Genomic DNA, 20,375 nt, shown 5'->3' with positions numbered 1-20,375 from the left:
GCTGAGGGGCATGGGAACTCCCGATAGGGCAAACGGTGTTCAGTGGCTGTCGGTGACGGGGGACGGGCCGGAAGGTTGCGCCGTCGTGGCGAGCGGGGAGCTCGTGAGCGCCTCGGCCGCCGACGGCACCGGGCGCCGCCGGTCGAGCGGCACGACCGCGGGCAGCCCCGGCGTCTGGCCCAGCACCACATGGCGTACGACCCGTTCGGCGGCGTTTCCGTCGTCGTACGGGCAGAAGCGCTCCCGGAAGGCGGTGCGCAGCCGCTCGGAGCGCGCTCCGCGCCAGTGGCCGCTCGCGAAGGCGGTGATCAGCTCGTCCTCGGTGCGCACGACCGGGCCCGGCGGGAAGGCGCGCAGGTCGAAGTAGGTGCCGCGGGTCGCCTCGTAGGCCTCCCGGTCGGCGTCGTGGATCACGATCGGCCGGTCCAGGTTGGCGTAGTCGAACATGATCGACGAGTAGTCGGTGACCAGCGCGTCCGCGGCCAGGCACAGCGACTCCACGCTCGGGTGGCCGGTGACGTCGACGATGCGGGCGCCCCGGGCCGGGGGCCCGGCCTGCCCCTGGTGGGAGCGGACCAGGATCATGAAGCGCGGGCCCAGGCGGCGCAGCACGCGCTCCAGGTCCAGCGAGGTGTGCCGGGTGGTGCGGTAGTCGCGGTGGGTGGGCGCGTAAAGGATCGCCACCGTGCCCTCGGGGATGCCCAGGGACGCCCGCAGCAGCGCGGTGTCCGCCGCGCTCGCCCGCTGGAGGACGTCGTTGCGCGGGTAGCCGTAGTCCAGCGTGGTGTAGCCGCCGGGGTAGACCCGCTCCCAGGTCAGCGTGGTGTGGCGGTTGGCGGACAGGACGTAGTCCCACTTGTCGACGCTCCTGAGGAGCTCCGCGAAGTCCATCCCGCGCGCCGCCGCCGGACGGTCCTGGAGATCGAGGCCCATGCGCTTGAGCGGGGTGCCGTGCTGGGTCTGGACGAAGACCTGGCCGCGGCGCTTGACCAGGCGCCGGTCGAAGTTGACGTTGTTGACGAGGTACTTGGAGCGGGCCAGCGCCGTCCAGTAGGCGGCCGTGCCCGGGGTCAGCCGCCGGGTGCCCGGCGGGATCGTGTCGTGGTGCTCGGGCCGGGCGATCCACGCCGTACGGATGTGCGGGGCGTGCGCGCGGAATGCGGTCTCCAGCGCGCCCGGGTTGCAGCCGTGGCCGCGACCCCAGTAGGCCGCGAAGACCGCCCGGTCGGCACGGAGCGGAAGGCGCAGCTGGACGCGGTAGTGCAGCTGCAACGTCCCGGCCCGCAGCACCTTGAGCAGCAGGCCGGCGAGCCGCCGGGTGCGGCGGTACAGGCTCGTCGCCCGTTGCAGCACGCGATAGGTGCGGTGCAGGCCCAGGCGGACCAGCCCGTGCCGCAGCCGGGTGCGCGGGGAGACGGGGGTGCCGGGGACGCGGTGACGGCGGTACTGGGCGCGGGCCCGGCGCAGGAACTCGGCGCGGGCGGCGCGCGGCAGCCGGCCCGGCCTGGTGAACACCGTCGAGAAGTGGTCGACCATGCGGCGGAACAACAGCGGCTTCCAGCAGGCGAGTTCGGGACGCCCGTCGAGGAACGCGAAGACCCGGTCGTACTGCTCGAACACATCGAAGTGCCGGCGGCTGGTGGTGCCGAGGATGTTCCCCTGGCGGCGCTGCCGGTAGTGCACGCACACCCGGTCGAGGGTCGCCAGGGATCCGGCGGCCATCAGGACCGGATAGGTCCAGGGCGTGTCCTCGTAGTAGCCGGGCGGGAACCGCAGCCCCTCGCGTTCCACGAAGTCCCGCCGGCACGCCTTGTTCCAGGCCACCATCAGCACCCGCAGCAGATCCGGCCGGTCCGCGAGCCGGAACGGGGCCGGGCCCTCCTCGGTGAGCCGGCCCGCGAACCTGTTGCGGACGGCCTCGCCGGTCCAGAACGTACGGGCGTAGTCGTAGACCAGCACGTCCGGTTCGCCGGTCGCCTTGAGCCGGTCGGCGATCGCGTCGAGCGCACCCGGGGTGAGTGTGTCGTCGGAGTCGAGGAAGACCAGGTAGTCGCCCGTGGCCTGCTCCATACCGGCGTTGCGGGCCGGGCCCAGCCCCCGGTTCTCCGGCAGGTGCAGTGCCCGTACGCGGGGATCGCGCGCCGCGAACTCGTCGATGATCGCGCCGCAGGCGTCCGGTGAGCAGTCGTCGACCGCGATCAGTTCCAGATCGGCGTACGACTGCGAGAGTACCGATTGCAGGCATTCGTGCAGGTACGCCTGAACCTTGTACGCGGGGACGATGACACTGAACCTGGGCACGGGACATCCATGGGTCGGCGCTGGGCGTTCTGCCCGGGAACGTCCGATGGAGTGACTTGGTTACGGTGTGTGCGGCATACGGGGGATGTCGGGTGAACGGCGAGGGGCGGGCCGATGACTTCGACCCGCCCCGGAAACCACGCCTGCAACCAGGCCTACTTGACCGCGCCCGCCATCACGCCGGTGACGAACTGCCGCTGGAACACGAAGAAGACGGCCAGCGGGATCACCATGGAGATGAACGCGCCGGGAGCCAGCACGTCGATGTTGTTGCCGAACTGCCGTACCTGCGTCTGGAGCGCGACCGTGATCGGCTGGCTGTCCGCGTCGGTGAACACCAGCGCGACCAGCATGTCGTTCCACACCCACAGGAACTGGAAGATGGCCAGGCTCGCGATCGCCGGGCCGCCCAGCGGCAGCACGACCCGTGCGAACAGCCGTAGTTCGCCCGCTCCGTCGAGGCGGGCCGCCTCCAGCAGTTCACGGGGGATCTCCGCGAAGAAGTTCCGCAGCAGGAACACCGCGAAGGGCAGGCCGAAGCCGACGTGGAACAGGATCACCCCGAGGATGGACCCGAACAGGCCCAGCTTGCCGAACAGTTCGGCGATCGGGATCAGTGCCACCTGCACGGGCACGACCAACAGCCCCACCACGCCCAGGAACCACCAGTCCCGGCCCGGGAACTCCATCCACGCGAACGCGTAGCCCGCGAGCGAGCCGATCGCCACCACCAGCACGGTCGCCGGGACCGTGATCAGCACCGTGTTGACCAGGGAGCCGGTGATGTCACCGTTCTCCAGCAGGTTCCGGTAGTTCTCCCAGGTGAGTTGGGACGGCTGAGTGAAGACCTCCCACCAGCCGCTCGCGCTCATGTCGGTGGGGGAGCGCAGCGACGACAGGAGCAGACCGATCGTCGGCACCAGCCAGAACAGGCCGACCAGCAGCAGGAAGACCCGGACCAGACCGCCGTTGACCTTCGCGAGCAGCCATGCCGTCATCGCCGCACCTCCCGCCTGAGCCGCCGTACGTTGAACCACATCACCGGGATGACCAGCAGCAGCAGGAACACCGCGATCGCGCTGGCGACGCCCGGCTGGTCCTCGGAGAAGCCCTTGCGGTACAGCTCCAGGGCGAGCACGTTCGCGTCGTCCTGGGAGGACCCCGGGGCGATGATGAAGACCAGGTCGAAGACCTTCAGCACATTGATCATCAGCGTGACCGCGACCACCGCGAGGACGGGGGCGAGCAGCGGCACCGTGACCCGGCGGAACACCTGCCACTCGTTGGCGCCGTCGACCCGGGCGGCCTCCAGGAGTTCCCGGGGCACGCCCGCGAGCCCGGCCGCGATCAGCACCATCGCGAAGCCCGCCCACATCCAGACGTACGAGCCGATGATGGCCGGGGTGACCAGCGAAGGGCCCAGCCAGTCCAGCCCGTTGTACGGCGCCTGGAAGTTGCTCGCGGGCAGCCGCAGCACGGCCCCGTCCGCGGCCGCCGGGAGCGTGAAGGTGCCGTCGGCCGCGGCCTTCGCCGACGCCACGACCCGGCCGTCCTTCACCGCCTCGATCCGCATGCCGGAGTAGCCCTGCTCGGACGGGTCGGGGGCGCCGAGCGTGCCCACCCCCTTGCCGCGGGTGAAGTCCTGCCAGGTGGTGCCGGTGATCTTCCCCGGTTCGGCCTTCGGCACCGCGGCCGGCGCGGCACCGTCGGGCATCTGGTCGGGGGCGACACCGACGAGCGGCAGGGTGACGGCCTCGCCGGTGCGCACGGGGGCCTTGGTGACGAACCCGCCGCCCTGGGCGACGAGCGGCGACTCGCGGCCCGGGTGGGCGTTCGGGAACGCCGACGACTGCGCGAACGTGTCGTGCACCCCGACCCACACCGCGTTCGCCACGCCCTTGTCCGGGTCCTGGTCGTAGACCAGCCGGAAGATGATGCCGGCCGCCAGCATCGAGATCGCCATCGGCATGAAGACGACCAGCTTGAACGCCGTTCCCCAGCGCACCCGTTCGGTCAGCACCGCGAAGATCAGACCGAGCGCGGTGGCGACCGTGGGCGCGAACACCACCCAGATGACGTTGTTCTTCAACGCCGTGCGGATGCCGTCGTCGGTGAACAGGGCCCGGTAGTTGTCGAATCCGGCGAAGCCGTCGCCGGAGCGGTCGTAGAAACTGCGTACGACCGAGTACCCGATCGGGTAGACCACGAGCGCGCCGAGCAGCACCAGGGCCGGCAGCAGGAACAGCGCCGCCACGGTCTTGCGGGTGCCGGTCACGCTCTTGCGTCTCCTCGGCCCGGCAGGGGCCGGACCGGCCCCTGCCGGGGTGTCCGACGTCATCGCCGGATCAGCTCCCGTTCCCGTACGCCGCCGCCGCGTCCTTCTCCAGCTTCGCCTGGGTGCCCGCCACGTCCGACGGGTTCTTCAGGAAGTCCTGGAGGTCCTTCCACTCGCCCTTGCCCGGCGTGCCGCCGAAGGCCTGCGGGGCCTGGTCGGACATGTCGAAGCGGAAGTCGTCGCCGGCCGCGATCAGCGCCTTGGCCATCTTCTGCTGCACCGGGTTCGGGTACACCGACGGGTCGACGTTCTTGTTCGGGGAGAGGTAGCCGCCCAGCTTCGCCTGCACGGTCGCGGCGTCCGGCGAGGCCAGGAAGGTGGCCAGCGCCTGCGCGCCCTTGGAGTCCTTCAGGACGACGGCCGCGTCGCCGCCGCTGACCACGGGCGCGGTGGCGCCGACCTTCGGGAACGGGAACACCTTCGCGTCCGTGCCCACCTTCGCCTTCGTCTCGCCGATGTTGACCTGCACGAAGTCGCCCTCGTAGACCATGCCCGCCTTCGGCTGGTCGCCGCCGGTGAAGGTCTGCGTCACGGACGCCGGGAACTCGGTCTGGAGCGCGCCGTCCGCGCCGCCCGCCACCCAGCCCTTCTTGCCCCAGACCTGGGCGAGGGTGGTCAGCGCATCCTTCACCGAGGGGTCCGTCCACTTGATCTTGTGCTGGGCCAGCTGGTCGTACTTCTCCGGGCCCGCCTGGGAGAGGTAGACGTTCTCGAACCAGTCGGTGAGCGTCCAGCCGTCGGCGCCGCCGATGGAGAACGGGGCCACCCCGGAGTCGTAGACCGTCTGCGCGGTGCTCAGCAGCTCCGGCCAGGTCTTCGGCTCGCTCGCCCCCGCGTTCTCGAAGACCTTGGCGTTGTACCAGATCAGGGACTTGTTGGCGGCCTTGTAGTAGACGCCGTACTGCTTGCCGTCGACCTTGCCGATGTCCTGCCAGCCCTGGGAGTAGTTCTTGGCGAGCTCGGCCTGCGCCTCGGCGCCGAGCGGCTTGGCCCAGTTCTTCTCCACGGCCTGCTTGATCGCGCCCGGCTGGGGCAGCATCGCCACGTCCGGCGGCTGACCGCCCGCGATCTTCGATCCGAGGAAGTTGATGATCGGGTCCTGGGCGGGCACGAAGGTGACCTTGGCGCCCGTGCGCTTCTCGAACTCCGCCAGCACCTTCTTGAAGTTCGCCTGTTCGGCCCCGGTCCAGACGGCGGCGACCGACAGGGTGGTGCCGTCCAGCTTGGGAAGGGTGACGGTGCCGCCCGCGCTCGCGGTGCTCCCGCCGTCGCTCTTCTTGTCGCCGCCGCCGCCGCACGCGGTGAGCGAGAGTGCCAGTGCGCCCGCGGCGACGGCTGCCGCGGTCCTCGCGGCCGCGCGTGTCCGGTGTGTTCTGCTCGTCCTCAGCATCACTGCCCCGTTCTTCGTTCGTCGTCGAACGTCGACCGCTTGCCCCGTGCGCTCCGGTCTACGCCGGGTCCATGGGGTCGGCAAGAGCGCATACGGTGTCAAGTGGGCGATCGTGACCACGTCGTGATCGGGTGCGATCGGGACAGACCGGACTCGGGGCGGATCAGGCTCGGAGCCCGTCCGCTCGGAGCCCGTCCGCTCGGGGCCCGTCCGGTGGACGGACCCCGGGACGCGTCAGAGCAGCGACGGCACCTGCGCCGCCGACACCTCCCGGGCCGCCCGCTCCAACGCGCTGGCCAGCAGCGCCAGGTCCGTCGGACCGTTGCCCAGTTCCCGCACCGGACGGCGGGCCGGCGGGTCGCCCATGCGGGACCAGTCCAGCGGGACGACCGTGGGGCGCAGGGTCGCCGTGCGGGGGATGCGACCGGTGACCCGCCCGCCCTGGAAGGGAACCGTGCGCCCGCCCGCGACGCTGAGCTGTCCGCGCCCCGGCGCCGGCTCGTCCGCCCCGGACTCCGGCGCCTCCAGCGTCACCCGCAGCGCGGCCCGGCGGGCCGGTTCCGTCTCCGCCGTACGGCCGCCGGGGCCGGTGGCCGCCACCAGGTGGACGCCGAGCCGTTCACCCTCGCGGGCCACGGCCTCCAGCGCGCGCATCACGGAACCCGCGGCGGGCCGTCCGGGTGAACCCAGCGCGGGGGAGACCAGCGCGTCCAGGTCGTCCACGACCACCACCAGCCGGGGCAGCGGCGGCGCCTCGGTGCGCCGCCCGGCCGCTCCCGGCCGCAGCCGGATCGTCGCGCTGGGCGGGGAGTCGAGATCGCCCGAGCCGTCGGACCCGAGGCCCGGTCCCGGCCCCGGCCCGAGCCCGGCCCCGGAGTCCAGCCCGGCTCCGGGCCGGAACGTGCCGCGGGTCGAGGCCGTGCGCTGGGCGACGATCCGGCCCGAGACCTCGCGGTGGGCGTGCCAGGAGGCGAAGTCGGAGCGGCCGAGCAGCTCGGCCCGGCGCTTCAGCTCGGCGCTCAGCGACTGCGCGAACTCACGCATGCGCACCGGGTCGTTGGCGGTGAGATGCGTCGTGACATGCGGTACGTCCGTACAGACCCGCAGACCCTCGCCGTGGCCGCCGCCCGCGTTGCCCGAGCCGTCCCGGCCGTCCACCAGCACGATGCCCAGCCGGTCGGGGCGCTCGGCGGCGGCGAGCGAGGCGACCAGGGCCCGCAGCAGCTCCGTACGCCCGCTGCCCGCCGGTCCCTCGACCAGCAGATGCGGGCCCTCGGCGACGAGGTCCACGCCGACCGGCCCGCGCGGTCCGGCCCCCAGGACGGCCGCCGCCCGGCCGCCGAGCGCCTCGGCGTCGTCGCCGGCGTCGGCCCAGCGGGCCATCAGGGACGCGGGGGTCGCCCGCGCCAGACCCAGTTCGTCCAGGAGCCGCGCCGCCTGCGGCAGCGGCACCGACACACGCGGCTGGCGCTGGCCCGGGGCGCCGTCCGGACGCAGCGGCGCCAGCGCCCGCCCGAACCGCTCGGCCCAGGCGAGCGAGACGGCGTCCACGGCGGCGACCGTGCCGTGGCCGACCGGGCCGTGCCCGGCCGGGTCCGCGGCGATCCGGCCGATCCGCATCAGCTGTACCGCCGTCGCCACGTCCCCGCTGAGCAGCGCCACCGCGCCGCACTCGCGGAACACCGGGGTCGCCGCGCAGGCCGCCTCGTACGTCTGCGTCACCGGGGAGGCGGGCGAGGCCGGGGCCGTCTCGGCCAGGCACACCACGTGGATCCCCGCCCGCGGGCCCTCGGCCACCAGCCGGGCCACCGCCGCGCGCAGGTCCGTACCGCCGGGATCGCCGTCGACCACGACCACGGTGTACGGCCCGGGGAAGCCCTCGGCCGCGTGCGCCGCGGCGTCGCCCCGGGCCCAGGAGGGGCGCCGCGGGGAGGGCACGGCCGGCCGGTCGGAGGGCTCGGGCAGGTGGGCCGCGGAGGCGGGTTCCTGCGAGTGGTCCGCCAGCCGGCGCAGCAGTTCCTCGGTGCGGGCCGTGGCCTGCTCCCGGTCGTAGGCGAGCAGCAGTCGGCAGTCCTGGCCGTGCGCCGGGCGCACATGGGGCAGCCAGCCGAGCCAGGCCCACTCCGCGGCGCGCTCCTCCACCGGACGGGAGCGGTCCGCGCTGAGCAGGACGATCTCCAGGGTGTCCGGGGAGTGCAGCGCGGTGAGCTGGGCCACGACGGCGCGTGCCAGCCCGGACAGCCGGGGCCGCGGTCCCGCGAGGCCCAGCGCCCCGGCCTCGCGCAGATCGGCGGTCACCGGTACCGCGGGCAGCGGACCCGAGCCGTCGGGTGCGGTCCGGTCGGTGGTGCCGAGCCGCACCGTGAGCGTCTCCGGGTGTCCGGGGCCGCGCTCCCACAGCCGGGGGCCGGGGCCCAGCGCCGTCAGCAGCAGCGCGGCCGGGTCCGGCCAGGTGTCCGGCCTGCGGGGCGACAGCGCCGACGGGGCGACGGCCCCGCCCTCCGGCTGTGCGTCGTAGCCGCCGGTCCCGGCCTGGTCGGGCGCGCCGCGGCCGCCGGTCAGCCGCCGGGCCCAGCCGGTCAGACCGCCGGAGCGCCTGCGCGCGGCCGGTGCTCCGCCGGGCGTGTGGAAGGTGTGCGGGGGCACGGGGTCGGCGTCCGCCCCGGGGGCGGTCCCGGACCGGAGGGCGTCCGCCGTACCGTCGCCGAAGCGGTCGTCGCCGAAGCGGCCGGGGTCCGTGGTGCCGGAGCCGTCCGCCCCGGTCTGTCCGCCGTGGGTGTCGCCGCCGTCGCCTCCGCCGTACGCCGGGCCGGCGCCCGGCACGGCGCCGTGGTTCTCGATCAGCGGGGCTCCGCCCTGGACCGGCACGACGGGGGGTTCCACCGGGCCGTGGGCGCGGGCGCCGGGTGCGGTCCCGGAGGCGCCCCAGCTCACCGAGCCGTAGGCGTGGCCGGTGCCCGATTCGGGGATGCCGGCGCCGGTCGCGGTGTCCGGCGCTCCCGGAGCCTGCGCGGGCGCGGGCGCGACGGACGCGCCGGTGTGGTGCGCGTCGGAGGCCGCGACGCGGTGCGCGGTCCGGTCCTCGCCCTCCCCGGCGAAGGACTCGTTCCCGGTCGCGCGGGCCACCCGCACATGCCCCTCGCCGTCGGGGGTCGTCGACACCCTCGCCCCGGGACCCCCGGCGGGCGCGAGCCGCAGCGCCGACTCGCCTATGCGCAGCAGGGCGCCCGGTGTGAAGCGCACCGGGCGGGCGTGCACCCGGGTGCCGTCCAGGGCGGTGCCGTTGGTGGAGCCGAGGTCGGCGACCGAGACGCGGCCGTCGGGGTCGAGGGTGACCGCGCAGTGCAGCCGGGAGACGTCCGGGTCGTCGAGCGGGACGTCGGCGTCGGCGGAGCGGCCGATGTTCACCGGGCCGCCGTGCAGCAGATGGACCCCGCCCGCGTCCGGGCCCGCCACCACGTGCAGCTGGGCCGGGGCGTCGTCCAGCTCTGGGTGCGGCTCGGACTCGGCGGGGGCGCCCAGGGACAGCACCGCGCCGTCGATCAGCGGGGGCTCGCCCAGCGTGCAGCGCTGGGCGTCCAGCCGCTCCGCGCCGACGTACAGCACCACGGGACCGCCCGCGGACTCCCGGGGGCGGTCGTGCGCGGAGCCGCCCGCCTCGCCGGAGACCGTCGAGGACAGTGCCGCCGCGACCGCCGCCAGGGCCGTCCCCGCGGGCGCCGTGACCAGCACGTCGCGGGCGGTGACGCGCCCCCGCGGATCGGAGGGCGGACCCAGCGGGTCTACGACGGTCAGCCGGATCTGCATCGCCGTCAGCGGTCCCTTCTGCGCGGGCGCCCGCCGGGCGAGGACGAAACCGTGCCGCGGTCCCCCACCGCGGACTTCCCCCACCCCGCACGAGCACGTCGGCCAGTACTGGGGGCATCCTCGCACTTGCCACCGACAACGCGCCCGTCGCCCACCGTCAAGTGATCTTGATTGGTCGGCTCTGCCCGCAAAAGTGCCTGACCCGGACCGTGCGCGCGACCGCTTGAGATCGGTCACGTTCGCTTACGGCAACCACGGTCGCCCCGGCGAGCGTCTTTCCTTCGAACATGTACGGGAGCAGGTACGTAAGACCCACAGAATGACGGCATCCCGGTGCCGGGCGGAGCGACACTAGAGTGGGTCGGAACATCCGACAGTTGGGCCGGAACACCAGGCAAGCAGCAGGGAGCACATGACGTGCGGCCGGTAGGCAGCAAGTATCTGCTCGAGGAGCCGCTCGGACGCGGCGCCACGGGCACCGTCTGGCGAGCCCGCCAGCGTGAGACCGCGGGCGCCGAGGCGGCCGTGCCCGGCCAGCCCGGCGAGACCGTCGCGATCAAGGTCCTCAAGGAGGAGCTCGCGAACGACCAGGACATCGTGACGCGGTTCCTGCGGGAGCGGTCGGTGCTGCTCCGGCTGACCCATCCCAACATCGTCCAGGTCCGCGACCTGGTCGTCGAGGGCGATCTGCTGGCGCTGGTCATGGACCTCGTCGACGGCCCCGACCTGCACCGCTACCTGCGCGAGAACGGGCCCTTCTCGCCCGTCGCCGCGGCCCTGCTCACCGCCCAGATCGCGGACGCGCTCGCCGCCAGCCACGCCGACGGCGTGGTGCACCGCGACCTGAAACCGGCCAACGTCCTGCTGCGGCAGAACGGCGGCCAGATGCACCCGATGCTGACCGACTTCGGCATCGCGCGCCTGGCCGACTCACCCGGCCTCACCCGCACCCACGAGTTCGTCGGCACGCCCGCGTACGTCGCCCCGGAGTCCGCCGAGGGCCGCCCGCAGACCGCCGCCGTCGACATCTACGGCGCCGGGATCCTGCTGTACGAGCTGGTCACCGGGCGTCCGCCGTTCGGTGGCGGATCCGCGCTCGAGGTGCTGCACCAGCACCTGAGCGCCGAGCCCCGCAGGCCCTCCACCGTGCCCGACCCGCTGTGGACGGTCATAGAGCGCTGCCTGCGCAAGAACCCGGACGAACGGCCGAGCGCCGTGAACCTCGCGCACGCCCTGCGGGTCGTCGCCGAGGGCATCGGCGTGCACGCGAACTCCGCGCAGATCGCCGCCGCGGAGGCCGTCGGGTCCCTGCTGGCGCCGTCCGTGGTGCCCGGGTCCGCGGACGCCACCCAGGTGCTGCCCACCGGCCAGGCGCCCGGGATGTACGACCCGAACGCCGCGACCAGCTTCCTGCCGCACACCGGGGGCCCGGCCGGCGCCGCCGACCCCACCGCCGTACTGCCCAACAGGGGCGCGGCGGACCCGACGGCCGTCATGCCGCCGGTGCCGCCGAACCAGCCCGGGCAGCAGCCGGGCGGCCCGGCGGAGCCGCACCCCTGGCAGTCCCAGCTGCGGGCCGCCCGCGACCGCAACGAGCAGACGCAGGTCCAGTACCTCGACCCCGGCGAGGACCCGCTGCGCCGCCGCCCGCAGCGCCAGGTCGCCCGCCCGCAGCAGCCCGCGCCGCGCCCGGCCCGACAGCAGCAGCCCCAGCAGCGGCAGCCGCAGCACGGTCAGCAGGGCTACCAGCAGGGGTACGGGTACCAGCAGCAACAGCAGCCCCGGCAGCCGCAGCAGTACGCGCCGCCTCAGCAGCCCCGCCAGCCGCAGCAGCCGCAGCGGCCCGCCCGGGAGCCGCGCGAGCCCCGCCAGCGCAGCGCCAACCCGATGAAGATCCCGGGTCTGGGCTGCCTGAAGGGGTGCCTGTTCACGATCATCATCCTGTTCATCGCCGGATGGCTGATCTGGGAGCTGACCCCGCTCCAGGAGTGGATCGGCACCACCCGGAGCTTCTGGGGCCAGATCGTGCACATGTACAACCAGGTGTCCGGCTGGATCGGGGACCTCGGCAACAGCGGCGCGCCGACCGGCGGCAGCGGCAACTGACGGCCCGGCCGGACCGGCGGCGCGACCGCCGGTCCGGCCGTCTGTCTGGGGATTTGTCGACACCTGACAGGTGATTTCCGCCTCGGCGGTGAAGGTTGGCTCGCCGGACGCGTAGTTTTGGCGACAACACGCGTCCGTAGGAGCAGCCTTGGCACGGAAGATCGGCAGCCGGTACGCCGCCCACCAGATCCTGGGGCGCGGCAGCGCCGGCACGGTGTGGCTGGGCGAGGGGCCCGAGGGGCCCGTCGCCATCAAGCTGCTGCGCGAGGACCTCGCGTCCGACGAGGAACTCGTGGGCCGCTTCGTCCAGGAGCGCACGGCGCTGCTGGGCCTCGAACATCCCCATGTGGTGTCCGTACGGGATCTCGTCGTCGACGGGAACGACCTGGCACTGGTCATGGACCTCGTCCGCGGCACGGATCTGCGCACCCGGCTGGACCGGGAGCGCAGACTGGCGCCCGAGGCGGCGGTGGCCATCGTGGCGGACGTGGCGGAGGGACTCGCGGCCGCGCACGCCGCCGGGGTCGTCCACCGGGACGTCAAGCCGGAGAACGTCCTGCTGGACATGCAGGGCCCGCTGGGTCCCGGCGGCGCGCACCCGGCCCTGTTGACGGACTTCGGGGTCGCCAAACTCATCGACTCCCCCAAGCGCACCCGCGCCACGAAGATCATCGGGACGCCGGACTATCTGGCGCCGGAGATCGTGGAGGGGCTGCCGCCGCGGGCCGCGGTGGACATCTACGCGCTCGCGACCGTGCTCTACGAGCTGCTGGCCGGGTTCACGCCCTTCGGGGGCGGGCACCCGGGCGCGGTGCTGCGCAGGCACGTGACCGAGACCGTGGTGCCGCTGCCGGGCATCCCCGAGGAGCTGTGGCAGCTGATGGTGCAGTGCCTGGCGAAGGCACCGGCCTCGCGGCTGCGCGCCACGGAGCTGGCGGCCCGGCTGCGGGAGCAGCTGCCGATGCTGGCCGGGATGCCGCCGCTCGACGTGGACGAGCCGGACGCGGAGCCGGGCGAGGCCCCGATGGACGAGGCGGGCGAGCCGGCCGCGTCCACAGGTGAGCGCGCGGTGCGACGGCGCGGGGCCGTACCCCTGGTGCCGGGCGCGAAGCCGGACTCCAACCGGGACACGCACACCTCGATGCGGGTGCCGGGCCCGGACGAGCTCGCGGGCGGCGCCCGGGGCACGGCGCGCGCGCCGCGGGCCGCGGGGGCGCCCCGGCCCGGATCCGCGCGCCACCGTGCCTCGGCGCGCAGACGCCGGGTGACGCTGGGGACGGCCGCGGTGGTCCTCGTGGCCGCGGTCGGCGTCGGCACCTGGTGGGCCACGGCCGGGGACGACACGGGGACGACCCCACAGGACACCAAGCACTCGGCCCCGCAGACGCCGTGACCTGACCCGGCCGGACCCGCCCGTCGCCCGTACGGGACCGGGCCGTCGGCCGTCCCGGACCCGCGCGGCGTCCGTCCCGGCTCCGCCCGTCGTCCGGGTCGCCCCGGCCGGCGGGTGAGGTCGCCGCTGCCCCGGCGCTCGTCGCCCGGCGGAGCCGTTACGCTGGATGCGTGGCAGTCGTCGATGTATCCGAAGAGCTCAAGTCCCTCTCCTCGACCATGGAGTCGATCGAGGCCGTTCTGGACCTCGACAAGCTGAGGGCAGATGTCGCCGTGCTCGAGGAGCAGGCGGCCGCGCCGTCCCTGTGGGACAACCCGGACGAGGCGCAGAAGATCACCAGCAAGCTGTCCCACCTCCAGGCCGAGGTCAGGAAGGCGGAGGCGCTGCGCGGACGGATCGACGATCTCGTCGTGCTCTTCGAGATGGCCGAGGAGGAGGACGACCCGGACACCCGCGCCGAGGCGGAGTCCGAGCTCGTCGCCGTCCGCAAGGCGCTGGACGAGATGGAGGTCCGTACGCTCCTGTCCGGCGAGTACGACTCCCGTGAGGCCCTCGTCAACATCCGCGCCGAGGCCGGTGGCGTCGACGCCGCCGACTTCGCGGAGAAGCTCCAGCGGATGTACCTGCGGTGGGCGGAGCAGAAGGGCTACAAGACCGAGCTCATCGAGACGTCGTACGCCGAAGAGGCCGGCATCAAGTCGACCACCTTCGCCGTACAGGTGCCGTACGCCTACGGCACCCTCTCGGTCGAGCAGGGCACGCACCGTCTCGTCCGTATCTCTCCCTTCGACAACCAGGGGCGGCGGCAGACCTCCTTCGCGGGCGTGGAGATCCTGCCCGTCGTCGAGCAGACCGACCACATCGAGATCGACGAGTCCGAGCTGCGGGTGGACGTCTACCGGTCGTCCGGCCCCGGCGGCCAGGGCGTCAACACGACCGACTCCGCGGTCCGGCTGACCCACCTCCCCACCGGCATCGTCGTCTCGTGCCAGAACGAGCGGTCGCAGATCCAGAACAAGGCGACCGCCATGAACGTTCTCCAGGCGAAGCTGCTGGAGCGGCAGCGCCAGGAGGAGCGGGCCAAGATGGACGCCCTCAAGGACGGCGGCAGCTCCTGGGGCAACCAGATGCGTTCGTACGTCCTGCACCCGTACCAGATGGTCAAGGACCTGCGCACCGAATACGAAGTCGGCAACCCCGAGGCCGTGTTCAACGGTGAGATCGACGGCTTCCTCGAAGCCGGGATTCGCTGGCGCAAGCAGCAGGAGAAGTAACCGACGGAACGATTTGTCGACAAGGCAACTGCCGCCGAACAGGCGGCAGTTGCCTTTTTCCGCCCCGGCGACTGGGCTTTTCGTCACACTCTCGCCCGCGGGGTCCGGCATAGGCCCCGTACGAGGACATCGCGCGCGCAACGGCCTTGACGTTGCTTTGAAAAGTGGGAAGGGTAAAGCGCGGCATGCGTATCTCTGGGGCGCATGTGAACCGGGGGCGCGGCGAACTTCTCAGCCGTCCCCGTTGATCACCGCCCCCCGTACGCGGCCCTCACTGACGATCGGCTACTGGGGGTAGCAATCAGATGACCAAGAAGACGCGCATTCGCTTCGCGCGGATAGCCGCCGGTGCCGTGATCGCGGCCGGTGCCTCGCTGACGGTGGCGGGTGCCGCCTCGGCTCTCGACCTCGGCGTCTCCGTCGCCGGCGCGGGTGCCCCGGACGGTACGTCGGAGGGCACCTCGACGGGTACGTCCGAGGGCACCTCGACGGGTACGTCGGAGGGTGCGTCCACGGGTACCTCCGAGGGCGCCTCGGTGGGCGTGACCGAGGGCACCTCGACGGGCACGTCGGAGGGTACGTCCACGGGTACCTCCGAGGGCACCTCGACCGGCACGTCCACGGGTACCTCCGAGGGCACCTCGACGGGCACGTCGGAGGGTACGTCCACGGGTACCTCCGAGGGCACCTCGACCGGTACTTCGACGGGCACGTCCACGGGTACCTCCGAGGGCACCTCGACGGGCACGTCGGAGGGCACGTCCACCGGTACCTCGGGGGGTTCCTCCACCACCGGCGGTTCGAGCTCCACCGGTGGCTCGAGCTCCACCGGCGGTTCGAGCTCCACCGGAGGTTCCGGCACCACCGGTGGCAACACGAACACCGACACCAACGGCACCAACGACAACTCCGCGCAGGAGGAGGGCTCCTCGGCCCTCACCGACACCTCGGAGGCGTCCAACACCTCGGCCCAGAGCAACGGTGAGCAGCTCGCCGAGACCGGTGCCGGCCAGACCGCGTTCCTGCTGATCGGCGCCGCCACGATGATCGCCGGTGGTGTCGCCTTCCGCGTGCTGCCGCGTCTCGCGGGCGGCCGTGGCGGCGCTGCCGCCTGACGGTGACCGACCCGGTACGGAACGTGCGCGCCCGTACCCGGACATGAGAAAGGGCCTGGAACGAAGCCATCGTTCCAGGCCCTTCGTACGAGCGCTGCCGCGTACCTCGCCTACACGGTCTGGTGCGCGAGCAGCGCCACCGCCGCGATCAGCACCGCCAGCAGCGCGATCAGCGTCATCGGGTTCATGCCTGCGAGGAAGTTCTCCTGTTGCAGCCGCTCACGGTTCGCGCGGCACACGGGGCATCGGCCCTCGTTCACGGGCGCCGCGCAGTTCGCGCACACCAGCCGGTCGTACGTCATGCGCTCACCCTCCTCGCACCGGTTCACCCACACAACGCTCGCCGAAGCGAGAACGTTCCCCCTCCACTGTGCCAGGTTCCGCGGAATTCGGCGCGGCCCCCTTTATGCTGCCCCGACACCCGGCCCGGCAGGCCTTCCGTCGCGGCGGGAAACGCCCGCACAAATGCACACATCCAGCACGCAACCATGACCGGAGCCTGCGCTTGCGCGTCCCGGTCGCGTATGGTCACGCTCATCTACCCCCGGCGACCCGTGGTGCATCCGTGATCCGATTCGACAATGTCTCCAAGGTCTACCCCAAGCAGACCCGCCCCGCACTGAGGGATGTCTCCCTCGAGGTGGAGAAGGGCGAGTTCGTGTTCCTCGTGGGGTCCTCCGGCTCCGGGAAGTCCACCTTCCTGCGGCTGGTGCTCCGTGAGGAGCGGACCACCCACGGGCAGGTGCACGTCCTGGGCAAGGATCTCGCACGCCTCTCCAACTGGAAGGTGCCGCAGATGCGCCGCCAGCTGGGGACGGTCTTCCAGGACTTCCGGCTGCTGCCGAACAAGACGGTGGCGGAGAACGTCGCCTTCGCACAGGAGGTCATCGGCAAGTCGCCCGGCGAGATCCGCAAGTCCGTGCCGCAGGTGCTCGACCTGGTCGGGCTCGGCGGCAAGGAGGACCGTATGCCGGGCGAGCTGTCCGGTGGTGAGCAGCAGCGCGTGGCCATCGCGCGGGCCTTCGTGAACCGGCCCAAGCTGCTGATCGCGGACGAGCCCACCGGAAACCTCGACCCGCAGACCTCGGTCGGCATCATGAAGCTGCTCGACCGGATCAACCGGACGGGCACGACGGTGCTGATGGCGACCCACGACCAGAACATCGTGGACCAGATGCGCAAGCGCGTCATCGAGCTGGAGCAGGGCCGCCTCGTCCGCGACCAGGCACGCGGCGTCTACGGCTACCAGCACTGACCGCACCGTCCACCCCGAAAGGCCCAACCAGACGCCATGCGCGCCCAGTTCGTTCTCTCGGAGATCGGTGTAGGTCTCCGTCGCAATCTGACGATGACCTTCGCGGTCGTCGTCTCCGTCGCCCTCTCGCTCGCCCTGTTCGGCGGCTCGCTCCTCATGAGCGACCAGGTGAGCACCATGAAGGGCTACTGGTACGACAAGGTCAACGTCTCGGTCTTCCTCTGCAACAAGAGCGACGCCGAGTCCGACCCCAACTGCGCCAAGGGCGCGGTGACCTCGGACCAGAAGAAGCAGATCCTCGCCGACCTGGACAAGATGACCTCGGTCGTGCAGAAGGTCACCTACGAGTCGCAGGACGAGGCGTACAAGCACTACAAGGAGCAGTTCGGCGACTCCCCGCTGGCCAGCTCCCTCACGCCGGACCAGATGCAGGAGTCGTACCGGATCAAGCTGAAGGACCCGGAGAAGTACCAGGTCATCGCGACCGCCTTCGACGGGCGGGACGGCGTGCAGTCCGTGCAGGACCAGAAGGGCATCCTGGACAACCTGTTCGGGCTGCTCAACGGCATGAACTGGGCCGCGCGGGCGGTGATGGCGCTGATGCTCGTCGTCGCGCTGATGCTGATCGTCAACACCGTGCGCGTCTCGGCGTTCAGCCGCCGGCGTGAGACGGGGATCATGCGGCTCGTCGGCGCCTCCGGTTTCTACATCCAGGCGCCGTTCATCATGGAGGCGGCCGTCGCCGGACTCATCGGCGGCACGGTGGCCTGCGGATTCCTGGTGGTCGCCCGGTACTTCATCATCGATCACGGTCTGGCCCTGTCGCAGAAGCTGAATCTGATCAACTTCATCGGCTGGGACGCGGTCCTCACCAAGCTCCCGCTGATCCTCGCCACGAGCCTGCTGATGCCCGCGCTTGCCGCGTTCTTCGCGCTGCGCAAGTACCTGAAGGTGTGACACATGCCAAAAGGACCGTACGGACAACCGTCCGTACGGTCCTTTGCGTTGTCCTAGACTCACCGCCATGTCAGGTCGTGACCCGTTCTGTCAGTCCCGCCGCTTCGGCCGCGGGGCCGCCCTGACATTGGTGTTCGCGAGCGTGCTCGCCGCCGGTGCGGCGACGGGCTCCTTCCCCGACCCCGACTCCAAGAACGCCGAGTCCGCGGCCCGCCCGACCGGATCGGCCGACACGGCCGGTCACCACGAGGACGTCGCCAGGGCGGCCGCCGAGGCGATGGCCGCCGGCAAGTCCCCCATGGAGGCCGCCGAGCGCGCCGTCAGCCGCAGCGGGGACCGCTGGGGCGCGGTGTACTCGCAGGGGGAGTACCAGGAGTTCGAGGAGGCCCTCGACGGCCAGTACACCGGCGTCGGCCTGTGGGCGCGGCGCGAGCGGGACGGCCGGATCGAGGTGACCAAGGTCGCCGCGGGGTCCCCGGCGTCCTCCGCCGGGATCACCAAGGGCGACCGGCTGCGCAGCGTCGACGGCGAGAAGGTCGACGGGCGGCCCGTCACCGAGGTCGTCTCCTTACTGCGCGGCGACGCCACGGACGCGGCCGCCGGTACCGAGGTCACCCTCGGTCTGGAGCGCGGCACGCACACCTGGTCCCGGACCCTGCGCCGGGCCACGCTGTCCACCGACTCCGTGACCGTGCAGAAGGCCGTGGGCGGCGTCACCGTCATCACGGTCGCCGCGTTCACCAAGGGCGTCGGCGACGACGTACAGGCCGCCGTGCGGCAGGCCCCGGCCGGCGCCGGGATCATCCTCGACCTGCGCGGCAACTCCGGCGGGCTGGTCACCGAGGCCGTCACCGCCGCCTCCGCCTTCCTCGACGGCGGCCTCGTCGCCACGTACGACGTGGACGGCGCCCAGCGGGCCCTGCACGCCGACCCCGGCGGTGACACCACCAGACCGCTGGTCGCGCTCGTCGACGGCGGCACGATGAGCGCGGCCGAGCTGCTCACCGGCGCGCTCAAGGACCGGGGCCGGGCGGTCGTGGTGGGCTCCAGGACCTTCGGCAAGGGCTCGGTGCAGATGCCGAGCAGGCTGCCGGACGGCTCCGTCGCCGAGCTGACCGTCGGGCACTACCGCACCCCGTCGGGCCGGGGCGTGGACGGTACGGGCATCACACCCGACGTGGAGGCCGACGGCGCGGCGCTGGCGCGGGCGCGGACCGTGCTGAGCGGCCTGGGCGACACCACGTGACCTCTCGGGAATCGGCTTTCCTTCCCACCCCTGTGTAGTGCGAAAATGGCAAGCACTATGTCCAAGGGAATGTACGTACCGAAAGAGTCCCAGCAGAAGCAGCAGGGGACGGCCGCCAAAGCCAGAGATGGCGAGAAGGGCGGCAAGCGCAAGATCGTCGCGCAGAACAAGAAGGCCCGGCACGACTACGCGATCATCGACACCTACGAGGCGGGCCTCGTCCTGAGCGGCACCGAGGTGAAGTCGCTGCGGCAGGGCCGGGCCTCGCTGGTCGACGGCTTCGTGCAGATCGACGGGCACGAGGCGTGGCTGCACAACGCCCACATCCCCGAGTACAGCCAGGGGACCTGGACCAACCACTCGGTGCGCCGCAAGCGCAAGCTGCTGCTGCACCGCGAGGAGATCGACAAGCTGGAGTCGAAGGCCCAGGAGACGGGACACACCATCGTGCCCCTCGCCCTGTACTTCAAGGACGGCCGGGCCAAGGCCGAGATCGCGCTCGCGCGCGGCAAGAAGGAGTACGACAAGCGGCAGACGCTGCGCGAGCAGCAGGACCGCCGGGAGAGCGACCGCGCGATCGCGTCCGCGAAGCGCAAGCAGCGGGGCGCGTAGCGGCCGGGGAATCCGCCGACGGGGAATACAGTGGCATCGGTGCGCGTTGGTCACGTACGATGGCACTGCACCTCACAGCGGGTGCGCACCCTCTCCGGAGGGCCCTCCACGGAGGGCTCGGCGGTGAGTATTGAAAAAACAACATGGGGATGATCGGTTTCGACAGCGGCTGTTGAAGCAGGGGAAGCGTGTCGAGGAAGCGGCAATGATCTCGTTAACCATATGTCGCAACCAATAATCGCCAATTCTAAGAGCGATTCCCAGTCCTTCGCCCTCGCTGCCTAATTAGGCAGTGAGTGAAGGACCCTTAATGGGTGTCAGCCCGGGGGTGTTCCCGACCCGGATCCTGGCATAATCTAGGGAACTAAACCGTCCTGCCCGGTCACGGGGTCGGACGGGAAATCAAACAGTGACTGGGCCCGTCGGCGACTTGTTCGCGTGATCACCGGGGCCGAGAAAATCGCAGCGAACTGCACACGGAGAAGCCCTGATTTTGCACCGTTGGACGCGGGTTCGATTCCCGCCATCTCCACTCATCCCATGTGGACAAAGGCCCTGCCGCTCTTGAGCGGCGGGGCCTTCGT

General features: G+C 72.0%; 14 protein-coding genes and 1 other RNA gene. 9 read left to right on the top strand and 6 right to left on the bottom strand.

What is annotated here, in order from left to right; all coding sequences use genetic code 11:
- Window positions 1–39 precede the first annotated feature (39 nt).
- From FNH09_RS03725 to FNH09_RS03705, 5 genes are all read right to left on the bottom strand, one after another.
- Window positions 40–2,301, bottom strand: a complete 2,262-nt coding sequence (locus FNH09_RS03725) for a CDP-glycerol glycerophosphotransferase family protein (RefSeq protein WP_162468071.1) — start codon at window positions 2,299–2,301, stop codon at window positions 40–42.
- Between the two features lie 155 nt (window positions 2,302–2,456).
- Complete coding sequence (locus FNH09_RS03720) at window positions 2,457–3,299, bottom strand: carbohydrate ABC transporter permease (RefSeq protein WP_152885114.1); 843 nt, start codon at window positions 3,297–3,299, stop codon at window positions 2,457–2,459.
- The gene (locus FNH09_RS03715) at window positions 3,296–4,576 is read right to left on the bottom strand and encodes an ABC transporter permease subunit (RefSeq protein WP_162468069.1); all 1,281 of its coding nucleotides are present in this window, start codon (window positions 4,574–4,576) and stop codon (window positions 3,296–3,298) included. Before FNH09_RS03715 ends, FNH09_RS03720 begins: the two co-directional genes overlap by 4 nt.
- A 70-nt stretch (window positions 4,577–4,646) precedes the next feature.
- On the bottom strand, window positions 4,647–6,026 hold the full coding sequence (locus tag FNH09_RS03710; protein ID WP_152885109.1) for an ABC transporter substrate-binding protein: 1,380 nt from the start codon (window positions 6,024–6,026) through the stop codon (window positions 4,647–4,649).
- Window positions 6,027–6,260: 234 nt separating this feature from the next.
- Window positions 6,261–9,833 (bottom strand): FHA domain-containing protein, encoded by a 3,573-nt coding sequence (locus FNH09_RS03705; RefSeq protein WP_152885149.1) that lies wholly within the window; start codon window positions 9,831–9,833, stop codon window positions 6,261–6,263.
- Window positions 9,834–10,250: 417 nt separating this feature from the next.
- On the opposite strand from FNH09_RS03705, the gene FNH09_RS03700 reads away from it, so the two are divergent.
- From FNH09_RS03700 to FNH09_RS03685, 4 genes are all read left to right on the top strand, one after another.
- The gene (locus FNH09_RS03700; RefSeq protein ID WP_162468068.1) at window positions 10,251–11,939 is read left to right on the top strand and encodes a protein kinase domain-containing protein; all 1,689 of its coding nucleotides are present in this window, start codon (window positions 10,251–10,253) and stop codon (window positions 11,937–11,939) included.
- Between the two features lie 148 nt (window positions 11,940–12,087).
- Window positions 12,088–13,332 (top strand): serine/threonine-protein kinase, encoded by a 1,245-nt coding sequence (locus FNH09_RS03695; protein WP_152885107.1) that lies wholly within the window; start codon window positions 12,088–12,090, stop codon window positions 13,330–13,332.
- A gap of 170 nt (window positions 13,333–13,502) precedes the next feature.
- Complete coding sequence (gene prfB, locus FNH09_RS03690) at window positions 13,503–14,606, top strand: peptide chain release factor 2 (RefSeq protein WP_162468067.1); 1,104 nt, start codon at window positions 13,503–13,505, stop codon at window positions 14,604–14,606.
- A gap of 305 nt (window positions 14,607–14,911) precedes the next feature.
- Window positions 14,912–15,721 (top strand): hypothetical protein, encoded by an 810-nt coding sequence (locus FNH09_RS03685; RefSeq protein ID WP_152885104.1) that lies wholly within the window; start codon window positions 14,912–14,914, stop codon window positions 15,719–15,721.
- Between the two features lie 110 nt (window positions 15,722–15,831).
- On the opposite strand, the gene FNH09_RS03680 is transcribed toward FNH09_RS03685, so the two are convergent.
- Window positions 15,832–16,023: a hypothetical protein gene (locus tag FNH09_RS03680; protein ID WP_152885102.1), complete on the bottom strand. Its 192-nt coding sequence runs from the start codon at window positions 16,021–16,023 to the stop codon at window positions 15,832–15,834.
- A 263-nt stretch (window positions 16,024–16,286) separates the two neighbouring features.
- Here FNH09_RS03680 and ftsE point away from each other — a divergent pair, with 263 nt between their 5' ends.
- The 5 genes from ftsE to ssrA all read left to right on the top strand — a co-directional run bounded on the left by ftsE (window position 16,287) and on the right by ssrA (window position 20,326).
- Window positions 16,287–16,976 (top strand): cell division ATP-binding protein FtsE, encoded by a 690-nt coding sequence (gene ftsE / locus FNH09_RS03675; RefSeq protein WP_162468066.1) that lies wholly within the window; start codon window positions 16,287–16,289, stop codon window positions 16,974–16,976.
- A 36-nt stretch (window positions 16,977–17,012) separates the two neighbouring features.
- Window positions 17,013–17,933, top strand: coding sequence for a permease-like cell division protein FtsX (gene ftsX / locus FNH09_RS03670; protein ID WP_152885097.1), 921 nt, complete (start codon window positions 17,013–17,015; stop codon window positions 17,931–17,933).
- Between the two features lie 67 nt (window positions 17,934–18,000).
- On the top strand, window positions 18,001–19,179 hold the full coding sequence (locus FNH09_RS03665) for a S41 family peptidase (RefSeq protein WP_152885095.1): 1,179 nt from the start codon (window positions 18,001–18,003) through the stop codon (window positions 19,177–19,179).
- A 69-nt stretch (window positions 19,180–19,248) separates the two neighbouring features.
- Entirely contained in the window at window positions 19,249–19,791 is a 543-nt protein-coding gene (gene smpB, locus FNH09_RS03660; RefSeq protein ID WP_152885093.1) for an SsrA-binding protein SmpB, read from the top strand.
- A gap of 145 nt (window positions 19,792–19,936) precedes the next feature.
- Window positions 19,937–20,326: a transfer-messenger RNA gene (gene ssrA, locus FNH09_RS03655) on the top strand.
- The last annotated feature ends 49 nt before the right edge of the window (window positions 20,327–20,375 follow it).

It is taken from the genome of Streptomyces adustus, assembly GCF_009377175.1.
GTDB classification, from domain to species: Bacteria; Actinomycetota; Actinomycetes; order Streptomycetales; family Streptomycetaceae; genus Streptomyces; species Streptomyces adustus.
Note: the sequence above shows the minus strand (reverse complement) of the source record. Positions and strands in the feature narration are given on the sequence as shown.

Bases quoted from the DNA above. Each gene is read 5' to 3' on its own strand.
- FNH09_RS03680 (WP_152885102.1), bottom strand. From the start codon at position 16,023: ATGACGTACGACCGGCTGGTGTGCGCGAACTGCGCGGCGCCCGTGAAC.
- FNH09_RS03705 (WP_152885149.1), bottom strand. From the start codon at position 9,833: ATGCAGATCCGGCTGACCGTCGTAGACCCGCTGGGTCCGCCCTCCGAT.
- FNH09_RS03685 (WP_152885104.1), top strand. From the start codon at position 14,912: ATGACCAAGAAGACGCGCATTCGCTTCGCGCGGATAGCCGCCGGTGCC.
- ftsX (WP_152885097.1), top strand. From the start codon at position 17,013: ATGCGCGCCCAGTTCGTTCTCTCGGAGATCGGTGTAGGTCTCCGTCGC.
- FNH09_RS03710 (WP_152885109.1), bottom strand. From the start codon at position 6,026: ATGCTGAGGACGAGCAGAACACACCGGACACGCGCGGCCGCGAGGACC.
- FNH09_RS03665 (WP_152885095.1), top strand. From the start codon at position 18,001: ATGTCAGGTCGTGACCCGTTCTGTCAGTCCCGCCGCTTCGGCCGCGGG.
- FNH09_RS03720 (WP_152885114.1), bottom strand. From the start codon at position 3,299: ATGACGGCATGGCTGCTCGCGAAGGTCAACGGCGGTCTGGTCCGGGTC.
- smpB (WP_152885093.1), top strand. From the start codon at position 19,249: ATGTACGTACCGAAAGAGTCCCAGCAGAAGCAGCAGGGGACGGCCGCC.